Source organism: Bacillota bacterium, from assembly GCA_023511455.1.
Taxonomy (GTDB): domain Bacteria; phylum Armatimonadota; class HRBIN16; order HRBIN16; family HRBIN16; genus HRBIN16.
The window spans coordinates 16,749-38,720 of the sequence record JAIMBJ010000032.1; the positions used below are offsets into that span (position 1 = coordinate 16,749).

19 protein-coding genes are annotated in these 21,972 nt (G+C 59.9%); 12 read left to right on the forward strand and 7 right to left on the reverse strand.

What is annotated here, in order from left to right:
• Window positions 1-4: 4 nt before the first annotated feature.
• Genes K6U75_14050 through ftsZ form a run of 6 tightly spaced genes read left to right on the forward strand, consistent with a single transcriptional unit; the run spans window position 5 to window position 5,341 of the window.
• Window positions 5-985: a D-alanine--D-alanine ligase gene (locus tag K6U75_14050; protein ID MCL6476161.1), complete on the forward strand. Its 981-nt coding sequence runs from the start codon at window positions 5-7 to the stop codon at window positions 983-985.
• Complete coding sequence (locus tag K6U75_14055; protein MCL6476162.1) at window positions 982-1,758, forward strand: FtsQ-type POTRA domain-containing protein; 777 nt, start codon at window positions 982-984, stop codon at window positions 1,756-1,758. The genes K6U75_14050 and K6U75_14055 overlap by 4 nt, the downstream gene beginning before the upstream one ends.
• Window positions 1,759-2,556, forward strand: coding sequence for a DUF881 domain-containing protein (locus K6U75_14060; protein ID MCL6476163.1), 798 nt, complete (start codon window positions 1,759-1,761; stop codon window positions 2,554-2,556). It abuts the gene before it with no gap.
• Window positions 2,553-2,921 (forward strand): small basic family protein, encoded by a 369-nt coding sequence (locus K6U75_14065; protein MCL6476164.1) that lies wholly within the window; start codon window positions 2,553-2,555, stop codon window positions 2,919-2,921. Before K6U75_14060 ends, K6U75_14065 begins: the two co-directional genes overlap by 4 nt.
• Window positions 2,922-2,938: 17 nt before the next feature.
• Window positions 2,939-4,156, forward strand: coding sequence for a cell division protein FtsA (gene ftsA / locus K6U75_14070; protein ID MCL6476165.1), 1,218 nt, complete (start codon window positions 2,939-2,941; stop codon window positions 4,154-4,156).
• 30 nt (window positions 4,157-4,186) lie between these two features.
• Window positions 4,187-5,341, forward strand: a complete 1,155-nt coding sequence (ftsZ, locus tag K6U75_14075) for a cell division protein FtsZ (protein MCL6476166.1) — start codon at window positions 4,187-4,189, stop codon at window positions 5,339-5,341.
• A 57-nt stretch (window positions 5,342-5,398) separates the two neighbouring features.
• Here the strand turns inward: ftsZ and K6U75_14080 are convergent, their stop codons facing one another.
• On the reverse strand, window positions 5,399-6,184 hold the full coding sequence (locus K6U75_14080; GenBank protein ID MCL6476167.1) for a sugar phosphate isomerase/epimerase: 786 nt from the start codon (window positions 6,182-6,184) through the stop codon (window positions 5,399-5,401).
• 145 nt (window positions 6,185-6,329) lie between these two features.
• Here K6U75_14080 and K6U75_14085 point away from each other — a divergent pair, with 145 nt between their 5' ends.
• The 3 genes from K6U75_14085 to alr are packed head-to-tail and all read left to right on the forward strand — an operon-like array spanning window position 6,330 to window position 9,282.
• Window positions 6,330-7,268, forward strand: coding sequence for a sugar kinase (locus K6U75_14085; GenBank protein ID MCL6476168.1), 939 nt, complete (start codon window positions 6,330-6,332; stop codon window positions 7,266-7,268).
• 15 nt (window positions 7,269-7,283) lie between these two features.
• On the forward strand, window positions 7,284-8,150 hold the full coding sequence (locus tag K6U75_14090; protein MCL6476169.1) for a class II fructose-bisphosphate aldolase: 867 nt from the start codon (window positions 7,284-7,286) through the stop codon (window positions 8,148-8,150).
• A 1-nt stretch (window position 8,151) separates the two neighbouring features.
• Complete coding sequence (gene alr / locus K6U75_14095) at window positions 8,152-9,282, forward strand: alanine racemase (protein ID MCL6476170.1); 1,131 nt, start codon at window positions 8,152-8,154, stop codon at window positions 9,280-9,282.
• On the opposite strand, the gene ispG is transcribed toward alr, so the two are convergent.
• From ispG to K6U75_14115, 4 genes are all read right to left on the reverse strand, one after another.
• The gene (gene ispG, locus K6U75_14100) at window positions 9,279-10,466 is read right to left on the reverse strand and encodes a (E)-4-hydroxy-3-methylbut-2-enyl-diphosphate synthase (GenBank protein MCL6476171.1); all 1,188 of its coding nucleotides are present in this window, start codon (window positions 10,464-10,466) and stop codon (window positions 9,279-9,281) included. The genes alr and ispG overlap by 4 nt on opposite strands.
• Before the next feature lie 98 nt (window positions 10,467-10,564).
• Window positions 10,565-11,098 carry a hypothetical protein gene (locus tag K6U75_14105; protein MCL6476172.1) on the reverse strand — a complete coding sequence of 178 codons (534 nt, stop codon included), beginning with the start codon at window positions 11,096-11,098 and terminating at the stop codon, window positions 10,565-10,567.
• A gap of 96 nt (window positions 11,099-11,194) precedes the next feature.
• Window positions 11,195-12,325 carry a glycerate kinase gene (locus K6U75_14110; GenBank protein MCL6476173.1) on the reverse strand — a complete coding sequence of 377 codons (1,131 nt, stop codon included), beginning with the start codon at window positions 12,323-12,325 and terminating at the stop codon, window positions 11,195-11,197.
• Window positions 12,304-13,983 carry a glycosyltransferase family 39 protein gene (locus K6U75_14115; GenBank protein ID MCL6476174.1) on the reverse strand — a complete coding sequence of 560 codons (1,680 nt, stop codon included), beginning with the start codon at window positions 13,981-13,983 and terminating at the stop codon, window positions 12,304-12,306. Before K6U75_14115 ends, K6U75_14110 begins: the two co-directional genes overlap by 22 nt.
• A gap of 79 nt (window positions 13,984-14,062) precedes the next feature.
• On the opposite strand from K6U75_14115, the gene K6U75_14120 reads away from it, so the two are divergent.
• Together K6U75_14120 and K6U75_14125 are read left to right on the forward strand one after the other, a co-directional pair.
• The gene (locus K6U75_14120) at window positions 14,063-14,212 is read left to right on the forward strand and encodes a hypothetical protein (protein MCL6476175.1); all 150 of its coding nucleotides are present in this window, start codon (window positions 14,063-14,065) and stop codon (window positions 14,210-14,212) included.
• A complete protein-coding gene (locus K6U75_14125) occupies window positions 14,213-14,632 on the forward strand; it encodes a Uma2 family endonuclease (GenBank protein ID MCL6476176.1) in 420 nt (139 codons plus the stop codon). It abuts the gene before it with no gap.
• Window positions 14,633-14,752: 120 nt separating this feature from the next.
• On the opposite strand, the gene tpx is transcribed toward K6U75_14125, so the two are convergent.
• The gene (tpx, locus tag K6U75_14130) at window positions 14,753-15,265 is read right to left on the reverse strand and encodes a thiol peroxidase (protein MCL6476177.1); all 513 of its coding nucleotides are present in this window, start codon (window positions 15,263-15,265) and stop codon (window positions 14,753-14,755) included.
• A gap of 84 nt (window positions 15,266-15,349) precedes the next feature.
• Window positions 15,350-18,553, reverse strand: coding sequence for a DPP IV N-terminal domain-containing protein (locus K6U75_14135; GenBank protein ID MCL6476178.1), 3,204 nt, complete (start codon window positions 18,551-18,553; stop codon window positions 15,350-15,352).
• Between the two features lie 488 nt (window positions 18,554-19,041).
• Between K6U75_14135 and K6U75_14140 the strand changes: the two genes are divergently transcribed.
• Entirely contained in the window at window positions 19,042-21,582 is a 2,541-nt protein-coding gene (locus tag K6U75_14140; GenBank protein ID MCL6476179.1) for a glycoside hydrolase family 2 protein, read from the forward strand.
• The last annotated feature ends 390 nt before the right edge of the window (window positions 21,583-21,972 follow it).

Genomic DNA, 21,972 nt, shown 5'->3' on the forward strand with positions numbered 1-21,972 from the left:
GGTCATGGTGCTGATGGGGGGGGACTCCACCGAAAGGGAGGTTTCCCTCTCCTCTGGCAGGCGTGTGGCAGATGGACTGCGCCGAGCAGGCTACCATGTTATCGAGATGGATGTGGTATTCAGTCAATCGCTGGCAAAACAGCGCGGTTTAGAGGTATCTTCAGAGCGTGCGGTGGGACTTGCCGACCTGGTGAAGCGGCTGGTGATGCATCAGCCAGAAGTGGTGTTCATCGTGCTTCACGGCGCGCCGGGTGAAGACGGGCGCGTTCAGGCGGTGCTGGACTTGATGAATATACCCTATACCGGTTCGGGTGTACTGGCAAGCGCTCTTGCGCTGGATAAAGTGATGACCAAGCGGGTACTGGAGGCTTCGGGAGTGCCCGTAGCCCCGGAAGTGGTGTGCTATTGCGATGAACCCACAGAATCTATCACGCGAAAAGTGGGCGAGATGCTGGGTTACCCGGTCATCGTCAAGCCGAACACACAGGGATCCACGATAGGTGTGCATCGGGTGTATCAGGAGTCTGGGATGGATGAAGCTTTGCGGGATGCGTTCCGTTATGACGAGTGTGTGCTGATAGAGCCGCTTCTCTCCGGTGTGGAGTTGACGGTTCCAGTTGTGGGCAACCGGCGTGCTGTTGCTCTGCCAATGATTGAAGTAGTGCCCGCAGGCGGTTTTTATGACTATGAGGCGAAATACACGCCCGGCGCGACTGAGGAAATCATCCCTGCACGAGTGCCGGATGAGATACATCAGCAGTGTGCGCATTACGCGCTTCTGTCCCATCGCGCGCTGGGCTGTCGGGGAATGTCGCGTATCGATTTCATCTGGGCAAGCGGTGGGGTTGTTGCCTTAGAAGTGAACACGATTCCGGGCATGACGCCGACCAGCTTGCTGCCTCGCTCGGCAGAAGCGTACGGCTGGAGTTTTGAACGTTTGGTAGACAACATTGTACGGCTTGCCAGGGGGGAAGAGGTCGTATGAGCGCACGCAGAATCCCTCTGCACCGTCCGGTAGAAAAGCGACCGAAGCGCAACGTTTGGCGTGCGTGGAAATCTTTCCTGCTGGTGGTTTTGCTTGCCGAAGTGGCACTGGCGATGTGGACGAGTCCTGCTTTCAGTGTGAAGCAAGTTACTGTGGATGGCATTAATCTGACGCTCCCGGAGCAGGTGATGCGCAAATCGCACATACGCCGCGGGAGCAGCTGGGTCTTTCTGTCGCCCTCTCGCATTGCTCAGCGGTTGCAGGAACTGCCAACAGTGGCTGAAGCAGTGGTCTCACGTGGATTGCCGGGCAGGGTGTACATCCGTGTGTTTGAACGTCAGCCTGTTGCTTTGCTGACTGCGGCTGGTTCAAGCAGCTGGATAGATGCACGCGGTGTGCCTTTCTGGAAAACGAATCGGGCGGGGCAGTTGCCGGAAATCCGCGTGGAGATGCCTCTGACCATCACTCTGGGGCGACCGGTGCAGAACAAGCCTGTGCAAACTGCCCTGGAAATCCTGTACCGATATGTTCCAGAATATCAGTTACCTGTTACTCAAATAGTGGTTGACCGCGAGGGCAATCTGTGTTTAAATATGAAGAGAGGGCTGCCGCAGGTGAAAATAGGAGATAGTGTGGCTTTGCCTCAGAAAATGCTGCGAACCGCTGAGCTCTGGACTCAGCCTCAGATAGTGCAACAGGCTGAATATCTGGATGTCAGCTGCGTCGATAAACCGGTCTGGAAGCCACGCGCGAGGGGAAAGGGGGCATTGTGAATGAACCTGAACGTGTTTCTCTCCAGCATTCGAAATAATCCTTGGGTCACCCCGGTAACGGTCATGGCGCTGGTTTTGGGGGCATTGCTGGCGGTCTCTCTGAAGACCCAGCAGAGCATCCGGTCTACTTCGTTGCCATCCAATCGTTTTTTCGGGCTGGCTGCTGCTTACCGCGACCAGCAAGAGCAACTCAAGATGGCAAACGAGGAGATCAGCAAGCTTCGAGAGCGCACGACGCAGTATGAGAACGAAATGGCGAGCGCGTCTGAGAAGACGAAGCTGCTGAATAACGCCTTGCAGGAAGCGAAGTTTCTGGCTGGTCTAATACCGGTCGAGGGACCGGGCGTGGAGGTGGTCTTGCAGGACAGCAAGAAACGACCGCCCGCCAATTCGCCCATAGATATTGAAAACTATATCATTCATGACTCGGATTTACAGCGGGTAGTGAACGAGCTGCACGCCGCCGGGGCGGAGGCGGTATCCATCAACGGGCAGCGTATCATTGCGACTACCGCCATCCGTTGCGTGGGACCGACGATACAGGTGAACGGCATTGCGCTGTCTTCACCGTACGTTATCCATGCGATTGGCGACCCGGATACGCTCATGGGGGCATTGAACCTGCCGCAAGGCGTACTTACCGACATTCAGGCGATAGACCCAGACATGGTGAAGGTGACGAAAAAGAGCAACGTTCAGATACCGGCTTACACGGGCAGTCTGGTTTTCCGGTATGCCAAGCCGGTCGTCGCGACACCCGGCAACACCTCGCAGGAGAAGGGGGACGGCGTCCGATGAGCTGGTTGCCCGTTGTGGCTTTACTGGCGGGATTCATTATTTTCTACTTTGTCCCGCTGCAGCTGCCCAGTGATTACGCCCCCTACTTGAGCCTGGCTACTTTATCGGGGCTGGATTCGATTTTAGGGGGAATTCGTGCAGGTATTGAGGGCAAGTTTCACGTAGATGTATTCATATCAGGATTTATCTTCAACACCCTGCTGGCGGCACTGCTGGCGTACCTGGGCGACCAGATCGGGGTGGATTTGTTTCTGGCAGCGGTGGTCACGCTGGGCGGGCGAATGTTTCTGAATCTGTCGCTCATCCGCCGCTACTACTTGACTCAATGGAACATATCCCGGCAGCGGGATGCTGAAAGAACCTGAAACGGGAGTTCACATCGATGATTGCCGGACTGGATATCGGCACAACAAAAATAGCAGCTTTGATCGCGGAAGTCACGGACGACATGCGCATCAATATCATCGGGGTTGGGGTTGTCCCCTCCAGAGGTCTGCGCAAGGGAACGGTCGTGGATATAGAGCAGGCAACCCAATCCATCGAGCAGGCTGTGGAACAGGCAGAGCATATGGCGGGACGGCGCATCGAGTCAGTTTATGTGGGGGTGACCGGTGAACACATCCGTTCCCTGAACTCCAGGGGGATGATCGCGGTGACGTCTCCCACGCATGAGATTTCGCGGGAAGACGTGGAACGGGTGATGGAGAGCTCGCGAACGGTGGTGCTGACGCCCGACCGCGAAATTATCCATGCCATCCCGCGAGGGTACGTCGTAGACGGTCAGGACGGTATTCGCCATCCAGAAGGCATGAGCGGTTCACGTCTGGAGGTGGAGACGCACATTATTCACGGTAGCAGCACTTTCTTGCAAAATATTACCAAATGCGTGCAACGCGCGCGGCTTCAGATTAACGAGCTGGTGGTCGAGCCGATTGCCACAGCGGCGGCGGTACTGACGGAAGCCGAGCGCGACCTCGGGGTAGCGCTGGCGGACATCGGGGGCGGTACGACCGATGTGGCGGTTTTCACCGGTGGGGAGATATACTATACTGGTGTCATTCCTATCGGAGGTAACCACGTTACGAACGACATCTCAATGGGGTTGCGCACACCGCCAGAAGAGAGCGAACGGATTAAGCTCCAGTATGCCTGTGCGGTGAAGGAAATGGTTGGAGAAAACGAAGTCGTGCCCCATCGTCCGATGGGAAGCAATGAAGAGCGGAAGATACCGGCGCGGGTACTGGCGGAGATTGTGGAACCCCGAATGCGAGAGCTGTTTGAGCTGGTGTACGAGGAAATCAGGAAGTCGGGCACGGCGGGCATGTTGCCTGGCGGACTGGTACTGAGCGGAGGCGGTAGCTTGATGCGCGGTGTGGTGGAACTGGCGCGAGAGGTTACCGATATGCCGGTGCGGGTCGGCAAGCCCATGAACATCGGAGGTCTGGTAGATAAGGTGGACAGCCCGGTATTTGCAACGGGTGTGGGGCTACTTTTGTACGGGCTGGAACGTTATTATATGGTTGCCGACTCCCGCCATCGCTCTTTATGGCAGGGGGTGACGGTATGGTTTCGCCGTCTGCTATCACGTTTCGCGCAATAATATCCATTTCATCATAGGGGGCTAAACACCATGGCTGGCGTAAGACAGTATGCGCAGATTAAGGTCATCGGCATCGGTGGTGGTGGCACAAACGCCGTGAACCGCATGATCGAAGCGGGGCTGGTTGGGGTGGACTTTTGTGCCATGAACACCGATGTGCAGGTGCTGGAGATTTCCGCCGCCGAGAAGAAGGTTCAGCTCGGCGAGAATCTGACCAGAGGGTTAGGCGCGGGCGGCAATCCGCAGATTGGTCGCAGCGCTGCGGAGGAGAGCAAGAACGAAATCATGAAGGCGCTGGAAGGTGCTGACATGGTGTTCATCACCGCAGGCATGGGTGGTGGCACGGGCACGGGCGCAGCGCCTGTGGTCGCGCAGCTGGCGAAGGAGATGGGCGCACTGACCGTCGCAGTGGTGACAAAACCGTTCAATTTTGAGGGACCGCGCCGGATGCAAATCGCCGAAGAGGGCGTTGCCAACCTGCGCGAGCATGTGGATACGTTAATCGTCATTCCCAACGAACGTTTACTCAACGTCGTAGAAAAGCGCACTACTCTGGTGGAAGCCTTCCGCGCCGCCGACGATATTCTCAGGCAGGGCGTGCAGGGCATTTCCGACATTATTACCATCCCGGGCTTAATCAACGTGGACTTTGCGGACGTGAAGACCATCATGTCCAACGCTGGTCCAGCGCTTATGGGAATCGGGCACGGTAGCGGCGAGCATCGCGCCCGTGAGGCGGCAGAAAGCGCCACGAACAGCCCTCTGCTGGAAACCTCCATCGACGGCGCACAGCGCGTGCTCATTAATGTGACCAGCGGTCCCGACATGACCCTGCAGGAGTTGAGCGAAGCGGCTGCAGTTATCCAGAGCCTTTGCGATCTGGAAACGGCCCACATCATCTACGGTCACGTGGTGGATCCGAAGATGGAGGGTGAAGTGAAGATTACGGTGCTGGCGGCAGGTTTACCTGCCTCTTCGCAGGGTCCTCTGGCGGAACGTCCGGCGCAACGTCCGGAGCCCCTGCGACGCCCGGAGCCTATGGCAGAACGTATGGGAGGAATACCGACCCGCCCCGCGGAGCGTACCTCCGCTGCGCCTTCGGGCGCACCGGAACGCCAGCCCCAGCAAGCACCGGTGAACGAAACCGACTATGACATCCCGACATTCCTTCGCAGGCGCGGCTAAAACCACTGCGTGAATGCTCCCTGAAGCGGGGGCGAGGCGGTGAGCCTCGCCCCTTTGCTACACCCCTGCGATAATGCGGTCGATACGCTGCGCGACATCGCGCAGATAGTTTGCATCGCCTCCACCGAGCTCGGCAGTCAGGAATCCCCTGTAGCCTATCTCATCCAGTGCCTTGCGCACCTCTCGCCAGTTCACGTCGCCTTCCAGCAGGTTCACAAACTGGCGTGTGCTGCGTTTGAAGTCTTTCAGGTGAATACGCTGGATGCGTTTGCCCAGAGTGCGTATCCAGTCCTCTGACCAGCCGAAAGCCAGCACGTTGCCCACGTCGAAGTATGCCTTCACAAATGGACTGCGGAACTCGTCCACATAACGCGCGAACTCCAGCGGACTGAGCAGGAAGTTATTCCAGACGTTTTCCACCGCGATGACCACTTTCAGCTTTTCCGCCAGAGGAATCAGCTTGCGAATGTTCTGCTGAGAGCGGGTATAAGCATCTGCATACCGTGTGCTTTCGTTGACAATGGCAGGTACCAGCAGCACCGTATCGGCTCCCAGTTCTTTGGCACAGTGCAGAGCTGCCTGCACATCCTGAAGACCCTTTTCCACCGTGCGCGGGTCGGCGCTGGAGAGTGGAGCGTGCCATCCTCCGTAGATAATAGAATGAACGGGTACACCGCTCAATTCCGATGCCGCGCGAATCTTCTTTATCTCTTCCGGGTCGCTAATAGGGGGAGCCTCGATGCCGTCAAACCCTACCTCTTTTGCCAGATGGAAACGCTCGACGTAGCTGAGATTGCTGGGCAGCATAGAAAGTATCAGCGCTTTTTTCAGACCGTTCTGCATTGCCGTTTGCCTCCTCCGCCGTTTTAGACCTTCGTTCCCTAGCGCTTTTGGCGAATCCTGCCTCGGAAGGGGCTTTTCGGGAAGGATGCGACGAGGGCACGGGAGAATCGAAGCATGGCGCGTGTTTCGACTGAGGTGACGATTCATGCCGCAGGTGCTTTCTCTGGGTGAGCTTCTGGTGGAGGTGATGCGCCCCGCTGTGGATCAGCCCCTGGATGAACCGGGGCAATTTGTGGGACCATACCCCAGCGGCGCACCGGCGATTTTTATCGATGCAGTAGCGCGATTAGGCGTTTCGTGTGGCTTCCTGGGCGTGGTGGGGGACGACCCGTTCGGCAGGTGCATTCTGCGTCGGCTGAGAGCAGATGGTGTGGATGTGCGCCACATACGCACGGTCGCACACCGGACGACCGGCATCGCTTTTGTTTGCTACCGTTCAGACGGCTCGAGGCAGTTTCTGTTTCATCTACCCCAGTCTGCCGCGGCTTTGTTAAGCCCCGAAGACGTGCGGGATGAATACCTGCACGGTGTGAAGGCGCTGCATGTCACCGGCTCGGCATTAAGCATCAGCGACTGCGCCCGGGAGGCCTGTCATCGAGCGGTAAATCTCGCCAAGCAGCACGGGGCGATAGTCAGCTTTGACCCGAATGTCCGACCGGAACTGCTGGGACTAGAGGCGGTTCGGGAGTTGTGCGAGCCGGTGCTGCGGGCTTGCGATGTGCTTTTGCCAAGCGGCGGCGAAGCAACCATGCTGACGGGCGATGCCGATGAGGAAAAGGCATGTCGTCATCTCGTGGAGAGGGGCATCCCGATTGTGGTGCTGAAGCGTGGTGCACAGGGGTGCGTGGTGTTCACCGATAACGAGCAGGTGCATATTCCTGCCTTCCCTGTGACGGAGGTAGATCCCACAGGAGCAGGTGATGCTTTCGCCGGCGGCTTCGTGGTTGCGATGCTGAGGGGGATGTCAGTGACAGAGGCGGCTCGATTCGCCAGCGCCATTGGAGCACTGGCAGTCACCAGGCAGGGACCCATGGAAGGGTTACCCACCCTTGCGGAGGTAGAGGCGTTCTTGTCGGCGATGTAGGGGGAACGGAAAGGGATGTATCTGAAAGAGGCTCTGGAGTCCTGTCGACAGCGTGGAGCGGCTATTCTGGCGACGAACTTCTATAATGCGGAGACCTTGCTGGCGGTGTTGCGCGCCGCCCGCGAGATGCGCTCAGTGTTGATTCTGCAAACATCACCCGCTACGCTAAGCTACCTCGGACTGGAAACGGCTGTGGCAATGGCTCGCGCCGCCAGTCGTGAGATGGGTGTCACAGCATGGTTGCACCTGGACCACGCGCGCGACCCAGACCTGGTGCGCCGGTGTATAGAGACCGGATACGACTCGGTCATGATCGATGCCAGCGAGAAGGATTTTGATACCAATGTGCGTCTTACCAGGGAAGTAGTTGCGCTGGCGCGTCCGCGAGGTGCTCTGGTGGAAGCCGAGCTGGGATATGTGCCGAAGGTGGGAGAACGTGAGGCACAGGAGTTGGACATGACTGCGCCCGAACAGGCGAAACGCTTTGTGCAAGAGACGGGCGTGGACCTGCTGGCGGTGGCCATCGGCAATGCGCACGGGTTCTACAAACGGCAGCCCCAGCTGGACATCGGGCGGTTGAAAGCCATTCGGGAGAGCGTGGATGCGTTTCTGGTGCTGCACGGCGCCTCAGGCATTCCGGACGACCAGTGGCGCGAGGCGGTGCGAAACGGCATTGTGAAGGTGAACTTCGCCACCGAAATCAAAGACGCCTTTATGGCTTACCTGCGCGAGGCTATCGTCCGCTCGGACAGTATCGATATCCGGCAGGTTTTTCCACCTGCCATGCAGGCGGTGACCGCGCTGGTGAAGGGCAAGTTGCACCTGTGCGGATGGCAGGATTCCGGCATTACCCCGGCAAACCAAAGCAAAAACGGTCTTTGAGATGGAAACAGAGCATCTGCCTCTTTGCCCGCGAACCACTGCCGTCATCCGTCGTTCCGCGCTGGCTCATAACATCGAGTGGCTCCGTAAGCATCTCCCGCCGGGCACGCGCATCATGGCGGTGGTGAAAGCCAACGCATACGGACATGGAGCTGCGCTCCTTGCTCCAGTGCTACAGCAGTTTGGTGTGGACGCCTTTGGTGTGGCGGCAACGGCAGAGGCAAGCGGACTGCGCGATGCGGGCATCACCGCACCGATTTACCTGCTCAGCCCGGTGCTGCCCGAGGAGGTGGAGGCGGTCCTTTCAACGCAGGTTGTCTGTCTGGTGCAAGATGTGGACTTCGTGCGTCGTCTCTCGCAAGAGGCTTGCAGGCGCGGGCAGAATCTGGAGGTTCACCTGAAGGTAGACGTGGGCATGAGCCGTTTCGGCGTCTCTCCCGAACGCGCCGCGCAGGTAGCCCAGGCGATAGAGGGCATGCCGCACGTGCGCTTAACAGGCATCGCCACCCATTTCCCCTGCGCCGACTCCGATGCCGACCTGACCCGCTCGCAATGGAACCTGTTCGAGCGCACTGCCGAAGAGGTTTCGCAGCGATTGGGCAGACCATTGATACGCCATGCGGCAGCCAGTGCAGCGGTGCTGAACGTGCCAGAGGCAGCTGCAGACATGGTGCGGTGCGGATTGCTGGTATATGGTGTTGCCCCTTCGGGTTACAGGTCGGCGGAGCTGGGATTACGACCTGCGCTTTCACTGCATACCCGTGTAACCGCCCTGCGCCGTATCCCTGCCGGAACAGCAGTGGGCTATGGAGCCACCTTTGTGGCGCGAAGGGAAACGCTCGTGGCAACCTTGCCTGTTGGTTACGGCGATGGCTATGTGCGCGCGCTGGGCAATCGGGCACAGGTGCTGCTGCGAGGCAGGCGTGTACCTGTGATCGGGCGAGTGTGCATGGACCAGATGATGGTAGACGCCACCGACACCGGTGCCGAAATCGGCGAGGTGGTCACCCTCATCGGCCGGCAGGGTGGGGAAGAAGTCACCGTGAACGACATCGCCGGCTGGCTGGACACCACACCGCATGAGGTAACCACCTTGCTCTCGGCGAGGGTGCATCGGGTCATAGTGGATTAGGGTTCCGTCCATCTGCCATCCTGCTTGAGCAGGTTAATCAGCTCCTCCACGCCGCGCTCCTGAGGGATGTTATCTTTCACCAGCTGACGTCCACGATACAGCGCGATTTTGCCCGCAGCCCGTCCCACATAACCGTAGTCCGCATCTGCCATCTCGCCGGGCCCGTTCACGATACAGCCCATCACGGCAATATCCAGCCCCTTGAGATGTTTGGTGGCATTACGAACCTGATTGAGAACGGTAGGAAGGTCAAACTTGGTACGTCCACAGGAGGGACAGGCGATATACTCCACCTGCGTCTTTCGCAGGCCCATCGCCTGCAGGATGTCGTAGCAGACAGGGATTTCATTCACAGGGTCTTCCGCCAGAGATACCCGTATGGTGTCGCCGATGCCTTCCGCCAGCAGCGTGGCGATGCCTGCCGTGCTTTTGATTCGGGCGTAGGTTCCGTCGCCTGCTTCCGTCACGCCCAGGTGAATGGGATAGTCGCGCCCGGTCTCGTCCAGCCGCTTCGCCAGCAGACGGTTTGCCGCCAGCATGATGGGCACGCGGCTGGCTTTCATCGAGATGACGATATCGCGGAAGTCGTACTTCTCGCAAATCTCAATATATTCCATCGCCGACTGCACCATGCCTTCTGGGGTGTCGCCGTAGGTAACCAGCATCCGCTCACTGAGGCTGCCGTGATTGACCCCAATGCGCATGGCGATGCCATGCTTTTTGCACGCCTCGATGACGGGAACCAACGCCTCTTCGATGGCTTGCCGTTCCTGTGCGTGCTCTTCTGGCGTGTAGTCGTCGGCGCGACCGCGCGGCTTGCGGTAAACGAAGAGTCCTGGGTTGATGCGAATCTTGTCCACGTATGGCGCAACTGCCACAGCAATATCTGTGCCCTGATGATGCACATCCGCCACCAGCGGCACACGGTAGCCTTTCTGGATGAGAATATTGCGGATTTCGCCGATGCAGTGTGCCTCCCGCAAGTTGGGTGCGGTGATACGCACGATTTCTGCGCCCGCGTCCCACAGCTGCATCACCTGTTCTGCTGCACGCTGCACATCCCATGTCTCCGCCGTAATCATGGATTGCACCGCGACGGGATGCCCACCGCCAATGGTGACCACGCCCACACGCACCGGGCGGGTCTTACGTCGGGGGTACTCTATTTGCCACATGTTCGCCATCCTGCCTGCGAGGTTTCCATATTATTGTAGCATCCGACGAGGGCAAAAAACAACGGCGGGGGCGATCCCCGCCGTTGTAAAGCCACGCACGCCGGAGTCTAGAACTTCGCGCCAAGGTAGACGGCGAAGCCGTTGTGCTCGTTGTCGGTGCCCGTCAGACCGTTATAGCGCACTTCGACGAAGAGCTGGGTGCCCATGCCCTCGCCGAATGCGAGGTCATAGCCGACACCAACCGTGTATGCGAATCCTGTTTTGGTGTCGCCGCTCACGGGTCGCTTGGAGAAGCCAACACCAACACCTGCCACGTAGTTCAATCCGCCGCCGATCTTGCCCCAGTAGTTGAGCAAGACAGGCACATTGTAAACATCTCCGGAGCCGTAGTAGTCGAGGCTGACGCCGAAGTCTGCCCCGTACCCTTCACTTACTACAACGTCTCGCTGCAGTACGTAATCCACGCCGGCACCGAACCAGGTGTTGGCTTCATCGCGCGAGATGGACTTGCTGGGGAAGAACGCGCCGATGCGCACGCGGAGGTTGTTGCCCTGAGTTTCCCCGCCCCACTGCGCAAATGCGGGCACCGTCCAGACCGCCAGCACCACTGCCGCTGCGAACGTCAACCATGCTCGTTTCATGCGAAACACCTCCTCGTAAAATGAACAGGTTGTTTGTATTATACCTCTTCGTGCGGAAGATGCAACTTTCCTGCACGTTCGGCTAAATAATGGACGTTACCCGTACATCAACAGTTTCGCCGTTTTTTCTTCAGTGAGATGCGCCGACCTCCGCATCGCCTCTTCCCGGCTAGTTCCTTCCGAGACCAGCGCCTCGCAGGCAATCGTTCCGAATCGCCTCAGCCGGGCAAGGTCACCGGCGAATTCGCCACAAACCACAGCCACTGGCACGTGCGCTCGCCATGCTGCGCGGAGCACCCGAAACACCAGTTTGCCGTGCAGGGTGCTGGCATCGAGGCGTCCTTCGCCGGTCAACACAAGGTCTGCAGTAGGTAGCGCATTGTAGAATCCGACCTGCTGCATCACCAGCTCGGCTCCCGAGACGAGTTGCGCCTGTGGAAAATGCGCCAGCAACCCGAACGCCAGTCCGCCCGCTGCCCCTGCGCCCGGTATCCGCGAAAGCCGCTTGCCAACGGCGCGGTGCACGGCTCTCGCCCAGCGGCGCAGATTGCGTTCCAGTTCGGGCAGCTGTTCGGGACGCGCGCCTTTCTGTGGGGCGAAGACGGCAGTGGCTCCCCGCTTGCCCAACAGCGGGTTGCGCACATCCGCCGCCAGCGTCACCGCAACGTCGCCGTGGGTGGGCGGCGCAGGCACTAGCCGATGCAGTCTGGCAAGCCCGACATTGCCTGCGGGAACCGCCTGCCCCGCGCGGTCAAGAAGCTGCCAGCCCAATGCGGTCAGCGCGCCCGCCCCGCCCTCGTTGGTGGCACTGCCGCCCAGCCCGATGACCAGATGTCGCACGCCCAGACCCAGCAGGTGCGCAATCATCTCTCCGACGCCGAAGGTGGTGGTTACCAGAGGGTTCCGTTCCCTTTCCTGCAGCTGCGCCAGCCCGCAGATTTGCGCCATCTCGATGTAGCCCGTGCCGCCGTCTTCGCTGATGCCGTATGGCGCGGCGTGCGGTCGTCCCAAAGCGTCAGAGACCGTGTGGTGGTGTTGTGTACAGACACCCGCGTATGCCAGACACTGCAGCATCCCGTCCCCGCCGTCTGCAAGGGGTTGCAGTATGGTCTGCGCATCCGGCAGGACGCGCCGCACTCCGCGCTCCATCGCTTCTGCCGCCGCGACGGGGTCTAAACTGCCCTTGAAGGCAGTGGGTGCAATCACTATTCGGCGGATGGCACGCATTGGTAGACCACCCACCGTCCGTCTTCCCGCTCGCGCACAGGGCGGCAGGGCAGGTCGGCGGGGAGAGGAGTGTTTTTGTGGGCGAGGATGAAGCCGCCGTTATAACGCAGCACCAGCTGGCGCAGGTCTTGCGGCGTGCCCGGAGTGTGCACCTGTGACGGATGTCCCATCACGAATCGCAGGCTGGGACGGCTGGGTTCGAAGGCGTACACCATGACGACCTTTCCCTGTTGCAGCACGGGTATCAGCGAACGTGCCAGCCGATGTAGTGGCGCAATGTCGTAAGCGTCCCAGCGGGGCAAGCCGTCATGCCCTGCCAAAAAGGCGAACAACATTCCGAAGAGCGCCGCAGTGCCCACCACGCGCGGGGTGTGTGCCCATCGCCACGCCAGGAAGATAACGCTTAACACGAACAGCGTGCTCAGTATGAGCGCGAAGGGCGCCATGTGCGAAACCGCCTGCACCACATCCGGCGGGACAGGCTTGCCCATCAGCATAGCCGTTTCAACGCCGCGCCACTGCCAGCCGACCGCGCCCACCAGCGCGAACGCCGCCCCCAGCACGATGCCAGTGAACCCCACCAGCGCGGCTTCGCCTGCGCGCAGTCCCCGCTTTACCGTCCACAGGGACTGTAAACGCACCGCCGCTAAAAGGCACAACGCAGGCACTGCTGGCAGCACGTAGCCTGGCAGCTTGGATTTGCTGAGAGAGAAGAAGACGATAACCACCAGCGCCCAGAACGCCCACATCGCCCATGCGCAGCAGAGTTTCTCCCGCTCGCAACGCCAGCCGCTTATCGCCTGCCAGCCGATGATGGGCACGAACGCGCTCCAGGGATACATGCCTGCCACCAGCACGGGGATGTAGAACCAGAACGGCGCGACGTGCCCGAACTCTCTGCCCAGAAAGCGGAGGATATGGTGTCGAACGATATACTCGTCGACGAACTGTTGCCCGGTCGCCTGCCAGACCGCCACGTGCCAGGGCAGCACAATGAGCAGGTACAGCCCCAGAGCGGGTAACCACGGGATGCGTTTCAGTTCTCCCCAATCTCGCCGCAGCAAAATCCACAGCACCATCGCCGCGCCCGGCAGAAGCAGCCCGATGAAGCCTTTGGTCATGGTCGCCAGCCCTGCGCCCGCTGCCGTCAGAAGGTACCATCGGCGGTCTCCGGTGTAACCTTCGATCCATCCGACTACAGCCAGCGTCAACCACAAAGTGAGCAGGCTGTCCATAATCGCCTGCCGCGCTAATCCCATCGTCAGTGGGCACAGGGGATAAATGACAAGTGCCAGCCAGCCGACACGGTGCAGTTCCCGACGTTTCGCCCACTGCCACAAGAGCCATGCGGTCAGGGTTGCTGCCAGAGCGGAAGGCAGGCGTGCCGCCAGTGGCGTGAAGCCGAATATCTTCATGCACAATGCCTGTAGCCAGTAGGTGAGGGGAGGTTTGTCGAAGAAGACGCCTGTGCCCACGCGAGGTACCAGCCAGTCACCCGACTCCACCGTCTGCCGCGCGGCGGTGGCATACAGTCCTTCGTCGAGGTCAAACAGCCCTGCTGCACTCAATCCGAAGAAGCACCCCATGCCGATGGCTACCAGCGGGATGCCCACTGGCAGCAGTTCGCGAAGCAGGGACCTGTTGGACGTCGCTTTCATGCCACTCCGTCGATTCCGCAGTTGCAGAATGGATTCCTGTTCCGCCTGTGGTATACTGTGTGCGGAGGAGTGAGCGCACATGGCGAGCGTTGCGCAATCTCGGCGTATCCGCATGAGCCGGGAGCAGTTCGAGCAGCTGCCCCCTGGGCCCCCCTATTACGACTATATTTGTGGAGAGGCTATCGAGGTGAACAGACCCTCTGGACGCCACCAGCAGCTGGTTGTTTGACTGGCAGCTTCGCTGTGGAACCACGTTCGGGAAAGGGACCTGGGAGAGGTATGGGCAGACATTAACGTTGCGCTTCCAACAGGTGACTGGCTTGGACCAGATGCGGTGTATTTGGCGAAGGAGCATCTTGACCGGTACCACGATGCGAAAGGGTACATTGAGGGAACTCCCGACCTTGTGGTGGAGGTGCTATCCCCCAGCACAGCGGCGTACGACCGCGTGGAAAAGTTCGACGCCTACCGCCGCGCGGAGGTACCTTGGGTCTGGCTGGTGGATCAAGAGACGCTGGTGGTGGAAGAATACCAGCGGACTGCTGAGGGCTACCTGGGCGTCGGCGTCGTCGGTGCGGAGACACCTTTTCGTCCCCGTCTGTTCCCCGCCTGGCAGGTCGACCTGAGCCGCGCGGTTGCGAGTAGATAAGTGAATGCAGTTTCGCCCTCACCCCGACCCCTCTCCCAAAGCTTCGGGAGAGGGGTGTCCCTGTGTCCCTGCCCTCGTCGGAGAGGTGTGGGGGAATTCGTCCGCCGGGTTTGCTGGCGACTACAGCAGGCTCTTCACCGCTTGCAGGGCGGCATCGTAGTTGGGGTGGCTGGCGATTTCGGGCACGTACTCCACGTAGTGGATGATGCCGTCGCGGTCGATGACGAAGATAGCACGCGACTCCAGCCGCAGCTCCTTGACCAGCGTGCCATACGCCTGTGCGAACGAGGCGTCACGATGGTCGGACAGTACCTTCACGCGGTCGATGTTCTCCGCGCCGCAGAAGCGTGCCTGCGCAAAGGGCAAATCCATGCTCACCGTCAGGATGACCACGTCTTCTGGTAGCTGTGCGGCTTCCTCGTTGAACCGCTTGGTCTGCGCGGAGCAGATGCCCGTGTCCAGCGATGGAACCACACTCAACAGAATCACCTTGCCCGCGTAATCTTTCAGCGAGGCTGGCTGCAGCGATTGGTCGATGATGGTGAATTCGGGCGCCTTATCACCCGGTTTCAGCTCGGGTCCAACCAGCGTCAACGGCTGTCCCTTAAAGGTCACAGCGCCGGGGCGTTCCATCAGCGTTGTCTCCTCCTCTTCGGGTCAAAGTGTGTTGTAACAGTATAGCACGCCCGCCGTTGTTTAATCAAGTTAATTAGATGTCTACTTCGCGACTGGCGGATGAGGAGGAAACTCTGGCGGCGCTGTTCGTACAATGTCCATCAGCACCTGTACCGCTTTTTCCAGCTGCCGGTCACGACCTGCTGCAAGGTCTTCGGGCATGTCCTCCACCACGTGGTCGGGTACCGCCCCGTTGCGCTCCATGTTGATGCCCCTGTCAATGGTGAACCATCCTCGTCCGGGTGTCGCCACCGAGCTGCCGTCGATGAGCGTGCGACGCCCTGTGCTGATGACGCCGCCTGCGGTGGGCATTCCGATAACGGGACCCCTTTTCAGGGTCTTTATCGCGTGCGTAAAGATTTCGGCGTTGCTGAAGCTGCGCTCATTGCACAGCACGGCAATGGGCTTCGTCCATACATATAGCGGCAGGCGGTCCTGGGGGTATCCGGGCTCGCCCCCGCGCGACAGGGTGTAGGCATGGCGCTTCGCCATGAGAATCGCCAGCAGGTAATCGGTGGTCCAGCCGCCGCCGTTGAAGCGCACGTCGATGAGCAGTCCCTTCTTGCCCGCCGCCACCGCGTGCAGCTGGCGGATGAACTCGTAGACATTTAATTCGCCCATGCCCTGAATATGCACGTAGCCCAGCGCGCCTGCCGACTGTTCTTCCACCCATTTTCGGTTGCGCTTCACCCAGTCGTCGTAGCGGGCACGGCGGAAGTCCGCAGGAGAAATGGGACGGAGTGTCACCATGCGCTCCGTGCCGTCGGCTGCGCGCACCAGCAGGCGGGTTTTCTCACCTATGGTGCCGTTCAGCAGCTGCCAAACGCTGGTGGTTTCAGTAATGCGCTGCTCGTTGATTGCCAAAATGCGCTCGCCGGGCTTCAGGTCTACATCAGAACGGGCGGCAGGCGTATTGGGGATTACGCGCTCGATGAGCAAGCCATCGCCGTCACGACGGTTTGACCACACCACCCCCAGCATTCCTGTCTCTGTGGCTTCTGGATTTGCGGCGGTGCGCGGCGTATAGCCCACATGCGAGGAGTTCAGCTCGCCCAGCATCATATAGACCACCGCGCTGAAATCGCGGTCTTCGCTCACATGTTGCAGGTAGGGGCGATACTTGAGACGCATGGATGCCCAGTCGGTGCCGTGAAACTGCGGGTCATAGAACACCTCGTTGATGGTGCGCCACACGGCGTCAAAGAGGTACACGCGTTCGGCAGCGAAGTCCACCCGCATCTGTGCGCTGAAGTCAGTCGCCTGTACCGTTCCCCCCGCGGCGGCAATGCGCGAAATGCGTCCGCGGCTCAGGAAGGTGATGGTGTTGCCGTCGGTGCTCCAGCGCAGATCGTTGGGTGAAGTGCCGCCCGTGGTTAGCCGCCTCTCGTTGCTGCCGTCCCAGTCGATGACATACAGGTCGCTTTGCCCCTGATAACTGCTGCGGAAGGCGATTTTCTTGCCATCCGGTGAAAGGGCGAGTTCCTGTACACCGCCCACATAGCGGGTGACCTGCCGTACGCGGTCGTGGATGTCCTCGAAATCTATCTGCACGGGCTCTTTCTCTTTGGCGTCTTTCGGTTTCTCTTCGGGTTTTTTGGGGGAATCGTGTTTGGCGTCCTCCTCATCCTGCCAGTCAGCTTTGCTCTTCTCGTCGTCCGCCTTGCGCAGGAACAGGTAGCAGATGTTGAAGTTTCGCCCGTCCCGCTGCGACAGAAACGCCAGCGCGCGCCCATCTGACGACCACGAGGGATTGGTGTCGTTATTTGGGTGACGGCTGACGTTGACCATCTTGCCGTCCTCAACGTTCAGGATATAGATGTCCGAGTTATACTCGTTGTCTTCCATTTCCAGCGCGAGGTAGCGGCTGTCTGGTGACCACACAAATTGCCCGAGATTCCAGTGTTGCAGCAGCGTGCGCTCCTGCTTCGTTTCCAGCTCCAGCACCACCAGATTGCCGTTGCCGCGGCGGAAGGCAATCTTTTTGCCGTCGGGTGAGAAGACGGGGGCAGTATCGGGTGAAGGAGAGTTCGTCAATCGCTCAGTTTTCAGCTTTGCCGTGCGTCGCAGGCGCGGCTCCTCCGGGTCGTCGGAGGTCACGCGGTACAGACTGGTGTTGCCGCCGCGCTCGGAGGCGAAGACCAGCGATTTGCTATCGGGCGACCAGGTAAGCCCGTACTCTGGCTCCACGGTTTCGGTGATGCGTCGTGCGGTTCCGCCATCGGGGTAACGGGTGACGAATATCTCTCCCCGCACCACGAACGCCACCTCCTTGCCGTTGGGGGCGATGGCGTATTCAGAAACGTCGCCGCGCACCTGCATCCAGCTGCCCTGTGGCTTGCGCACGTCCGCCGCTGGGGCAGTGATGGTCAGCACTTTGATTTCACCGTTCGCAGGGTCCAGCGTGCAGATATCCATTCCCTGCTCGTAGGCGATGAGGCTGCCGTTGCGCGCTATCTGCGGGAAGCGCACGCCGTCGCCCTTGTAGCGGGTCAGTTGCTTTACCGCTTTGCTCGCGATGTCCATTGACCAGAGGTTGTACGTGCCATCCCGTTCAGAGAGGAAATATAGCGTCTTGCCGTCGGGCGACCACATCGGGAAGGTGTCGGGGGTGTCGGTTTGCGTGAGCCGGGAGAACTTATCTGACTTCAGGTCGTGTAGCCAGATGTCGCCAGTGGCGCTTCCCCTGTATCCTTTGCGCCACCAGCTGGATTCGCGGCGCACGAAGGCAACGCTGCTCCCATCAGGAGACAGGGCAGCAGGGGTGCCGGTGGCATTGTGTAGCCGATGGGGAGTACCGCCTTTCAGCGGCGCGACGTAGACGCACGGCTCTGCCCCGTAAGGCTCCCAGTCCCGTGAGGACTCGAACAGCACCGCCTTGCCGTCCGGCGTCCAGCCCAGCGCGCGGTCTCGCCCAGACCAGTATGTCAATCGTTGTATCGCGCCATCGCGCAGGTTCAACACGAAGACGTCATCGTTGCCGTAGCGGTCGGAAGTGAAGGCGATTTTGCTGCCATCGGGCGACCAGACAGGGGCGTAGTCGTAACCCTCGTGTACGGTCAGACGCTTTGCTTCGCCTCCCACGTTGCTCACCAGCCACAGGTCGCCTTGCCACGAGAAGGCAATCTGTTTGCCGTCGGGCGAAGGGGCAGGGTAGCGGGCGAAACGCACAGCGGTCTGGGCAACGCAGGCGTGTGCCAAAAAGAGGGTCACCCCGGCAAATACAAAGCAGCGAAAGAACGAATTCATCGGGTGTTTAGACGACCTCCCTCGGTACAGGCTTCACACGTAGTTCTCAAACATATATTGGCTGTCTGTGCCCGCTATGCCTGCAGCAAAAGTGGGGGAACGCAATGGAAGGTTTCATGGCTGGATGAGCGCAGTGGTTTTGGGGTGGGGAACGGTGAGATGCTTCACTTCGTTCAGCATGACAGCTTTCGTGTCATTCTGAGCATCAGCGAAGAATCTCTCGGAAGGGGTTGCTTCGGGTGAGGAGCGACGAGATGCTTCACTTCGTTCAGCATGACAGCCTTCGTGACCCTCATGGGCTATGTCCGTAAATATGCTCTGGGCGGAGTGACCCCAGGTCTGGCGAATTGCCCCGTGCCGGCTGACTGGACAGGTACTTCCAGAGGTCTATGGACACACGGCTATTCCCGCCTTCTCGTCCTCGCGCTTTTTCCAGCTTGACTAAACCGCTTTTGTTCGGTATAACAGAACGGCAGGAGGTACTGGCAATGGAGTTCTCATTGGACGGAACCTGGAAACTGTTTTACTTTGAGCCGGGCAAAGGGTTGCAACAGAGCGCACACACTGCGGATTTTGACGAGCGCGAAGCCATACCCGTGCAGGTACCCGGCGACGTACACACCGCACTCATTCACGCAGGCGTTTTGCCCGACCCTTACTACGACGAAAACCCGGAAGCGTGCGGCTGGGTGGAGGACTACGAATGGTGGTACCGCACGACCTTCACCGTGCCCGCAGACCTTCGCGGAGAGCGGTTCGACCTGGTGTTCGAGGGACTGGACACTCTCGCCGAAGTCTACCTGAACGGTGAGAAAGTCGGCTTCGCACAGAATATGTTCACCCCCTACCGCTTTGACGTGACTTCGCACCTGCGGCTTGACGAGCAGAACCTGCTTGCCATCTGTTTCCACCCGGTGGTGCTGGAAGCGGAGAAGAAGGACGTCTCTCGCTACTGGGCAGCGTTCTACAAGCCGAGAGTGTGGCTGCGCAAGGCTCAGATGAATTGGGGCTGGGACTGGGGACCTCGCTTCGTGACGGTGGGCGTGTGGCGACCTGTGCGGCTGGAGGCGCACTCGGTGGCGCGGATTGCCCACCTGTTTGCCTACACCGAGCGGCTTGATGGAAACGGAGCACAGGTGCGCCTGAGCGCGGAGATAGAACCCGTTGGCGAGAACAATCGTCCGCTGGTGGTGACCTTTTTCGTGCGCGACCACGGGCAGGATTGGCGGGTGGTTGCTCCCGTCGTCGATGGGAGGGCGGAGACCACCCTGTGGATGGAGGCGCCGCAGCTGTGGTGGACACACGACCTGGGCACGCCGCACCTGTACACTGTGGAAGCAGAGCTGCTGGACGGCGCGAATGTAATCCACACGGACTCGATACGCTTCGGCGTGCGCACCATCGAGGTAGACCAGTCGCCCGGCAGGGAACCCGACACCACCAACTTCACCTTTGTGTTGAACGGCGTGAAGGTGTTTGCCAAAGGGGCAGACTGGATACCTGCCGACAACCTGATTGGTTCCATTCCCGCCGAGCGCTACCGCTGGCTGGTGCAGATGGCGCGCGAAGCCAACATGAACATGCTGCGCGTGTGGGGAGGAGGCATCTACGAGTCGCCCGAGTTCTACAACGCCTGCGATGAGCTGGGCATCCTCGTGTGGCAGGACTTCATGTTCAGCTGCGCCGCCTACCCTGACGATGATGAGGACTTTGTGAAGGAGGTGCGTCGGGAAGCAGAAATCGTGGTGAAGCAGTTACGTAATCACCCGTGCATCGCCCTGTGGTGCGGTAACAACGAGAACCAGTGGATCGACAGCATGATTCACTGGAACGAACCCGATTTCCCCTTCTTCGGCAAGCGCATCTACGACGAGATACTGCCACAGGTATGCGCGGCGTTAGACCCGTCGCGACTCTATTGGCCGGGCAGCCCCTGGGGCGGAGACGATGCCAACAGCGACCTCGCGGGCGACAAACACAACTGGCAGGTGTGGGCAGGTATGGTCTACCCGCGCAAGAGCCGGGAGGAACCGCGTGCCAACCCCACACCGGAGGGGGTGTCGTACCGCCACTACGCCGAGGACAGGGGACGGTTCATCAGCGAGTTCGGGATGCACGGTGCGCCCGCCCTGCGCACCCTGCAACGCAACATCCCACCCGAGCAGTTCTTCTACGACAGCGAGGGCTTTCTGTACCGCATCAAGGACCCCGATACCTCGCGCAAGGAGAAGCTGTTCGAGGCACATGTGTGGCAGCCGCGCAGTATCGAGGAGTTCGTGCTGCTGTCGCAGTTGGTGCAGGCGGAAGGGCTGAAGTTCGGCATCGAGCACTACCGCCGGCGCAAGTTCGAGTGCAGCGGCGCGCTCTTCTGGCAGCTAAACGACTGCTGGCCTGGCATCTCCTGGAGCGTCATTGACTACTACCTGAACCCCAAAGGGGCGTATCACACCGTGACCCGCGCGTACTCACCGCTGCTGTACACCTTCCGACAGGAAGAGGACGGCTCCGTAACGCTATGGGGCGTGAACGATACGCTTCAGGAAGTGAGCAGCGAACTGCGCGTGCGACGGATGCGGCTGGACGGCGAGACGCTCTCCGACGAGGTGCATCGGGTCAAAGTGCCTGCCAACAGCGCGCAGCAGCTCCTGCAGCTGCCTCCTGCGCAGGATACGCGCAAGGAGTTCTTAGTGGTGCAGGTGAAGCGAGGTGCGCCTGCCCCCGACAACGTGCATTTCTTCGCGGAATGGAAGCACCTGCAGATGCCCAAAGCAACAGTGCGCGCCGTGTTCAAGCCGCTGGGCGAGGAGGGCTGCCGGTGGCAGTGCGAGCTCAGCGCGGATGCTTATGCGCACTTCGTGCATCTGGTGTTCCCCCTGGACGCGGTGCAGGTCAGCGATAACTACCTGTTCCTGCTGCCCGCAGAGCCGCGCGTTATCGAGTTCCGCTGCGCCGAGCCGACAGACCCCCGCCAGATACAAATCTGGGGACTGAATGTAGAGCAGGCGGATATCACCGTCCGGAATGACTGAGCGGATGCCCTGAGCGGTGCAAGGCGAGGCTTCCGTGGAGCTGAGGGTGGTGGTTGGTTCATCAGAGCCTGTCCCCACGCAGCGCGCTTCGCAATTGTTTCCGAAACTGCCCCAAGATGGGGGAATCGGATAGGTTGGCAACAGGCTGTAGCCTGCTTTTTTGGAGGGCGAGCCTCTCGGTTAGACATGAAAACCTGGTCAGCTGCTGGGCGCGAGCCTTGCTTTGCAAGAGGTGCGCAGCGGATGGCTCGCAGGGCCCTCTTCAACAACAGAAGGGTGTTCGAAAGTGGTGGTTGAATGGATAGGTGAACTGTTGTCAACCTTGCGGGGCACAACGGGACATACCAGATACAGGTGACGGTGCGTTACGTCACGGGTCCGATACCTTTC